2 protein-coding genes are annotated in these 1,309 nt (G+C 34.9%); both read right to left on the bottom strand.

Features of this window, described 5'->3' with window-relative positions; genetic code table 11:
- Window positions 1-88: 88 nt before the first annotated feature.
- Window positions 89-850 carry a DDE-type integrase/transposase/recombinase gene (locus JCM9140_RS24790; protein ID WP_235715442.1) on the bottom strand — a complete coding sequence of 254 codons (762 nt, stop codon included), beginning with the start codon at window positions 848-850 and terminating at the stop codon, window positions 89-91.
- Window positions 796-1,245, bottom strand: coding sequence for an HTH domain-containing protein (locus tag JCM9140_RS24785; RefSeq protein ID WP_235715441.1), 450 nt, complete (start codon window positions 1,243-1,245; stop codon window positions 796-798). Before JCM9140_RS24785 ends, JCM9140_RS24790 begins: the two co-directional genes overlap by 55 nt.
- Window positions 1,246-1,309: the final 64 nt, after the last annotated feature.

Raw genomic sequence — 1,309 nt, 5'->3', positions numbered from 1 at the left:
TTTATAGGCTAGTTCTTTATCTTCAAATCTCTCAGCTACTGTATTAATAAATGCTTCGACTCCCTTTGTACGATCTCTACTGTGCTTCCTATCTTTTATTAAAAGACCTTTCTTCGGGAATTGAATGCTCTGCAATGATTTCGCCGGTCTCGGCTATATAAATGATTAATTTCTTAGTTTCCGTTTCTTTGATACATACTTTTTCAAATTTGTTATAAGTACCAAGTGGAAGAGAGTACCGGTTAGATTGGTAACGAATAGTATTGTCCTTATGAACACATCTTGCTATACTTGTCTCATAGTTATTTAGAATATCTATATTTTTAGAGACTGGTTTCAAGTGTTGCTTTTCGAGGAGGAACACTTCAAACGGTCTCTTTTTTGTTGTATTGTGTACTTTATAATTACCCGTTCTATTCAGCCATTCCCATCCTTGCTCATTCCAAGAGTCGATGTTATGGAACACTCTATGTTTGGCATAGTTTTGTTTGATAAATCCAACTACATTTTCTATTCTTCCTTTACTCTCTGGATCGGCTTTTCTACAAACCCGAAGGTTTATTCCTCTCGATTCTCTATACTGCTGAAATTCTTTTGTTAAAATTAGATCTCCACCATTTTCACTAACTACAATTAAACTATCTTGGTCATAAACGATCTCATTGGTCATTCCAACAAACCATTTAAACGCATTCTCATGGGCTCGTATAACATCTTGTGTTGTAAAAGGTCTATCCAACCACTCTTTATACTTTTGTCTAGAATGTGATAAGACAAAAGCTATAAAGTTAAGTTTCACTTCCTTATTATCAACAGTTTTTTGTTTAGTATGACCAAAATCAACTTGCATTTGTTCTCCCATCGGAGGATCAGGAATGCCTCATACATTCGAGGGGATGTTTCCTTTTTTATATTGTATTCTTCTCTTAGTGCTTTCACATATGTTCTCACTGTACTTTCTCCAATGGTTAGATCTTTATATTTCTCTAGTAGCCAATCATAAATTTGTGCTGATGACATATCCGGATGCATCCTCAACCAAGATAAAATCAGTTCTTTATATGCATCCAATTTTTTCTTTTTACATTGAAGTGAATCTACCCACTCTGCCATCTCCGAAGGAGACTTCTTTAAATGCCGGTAAACAGTTGTTCGAGAGATCCCTAATTTCTCAGCTATCTTTGTCTGACTAAATCCTTGCTTTAATAATTGCTTTATTTCCATGTACATTTCCCACTTATCCACCTTTGCTAACCTCCACTGTCAGTATGAAACTATGATCATTTTACAGTGGTAGGTTGATATTTTT

It is taken from the genome of Halalkalibacter wakoensis JCM 9140, from assembly GCF_000513095.1.
Classification (GTDB): Bacteria; Bacillota; Bacilli; order Bacillales; family Bacillaceae_D; genus Halalkalibacter; species Halalkalibacter wakoensis.
Note: the sequence above shows the minus strand (reverse complement) of the source record. Positions and strands in the feature narration are given on the sequence as shown.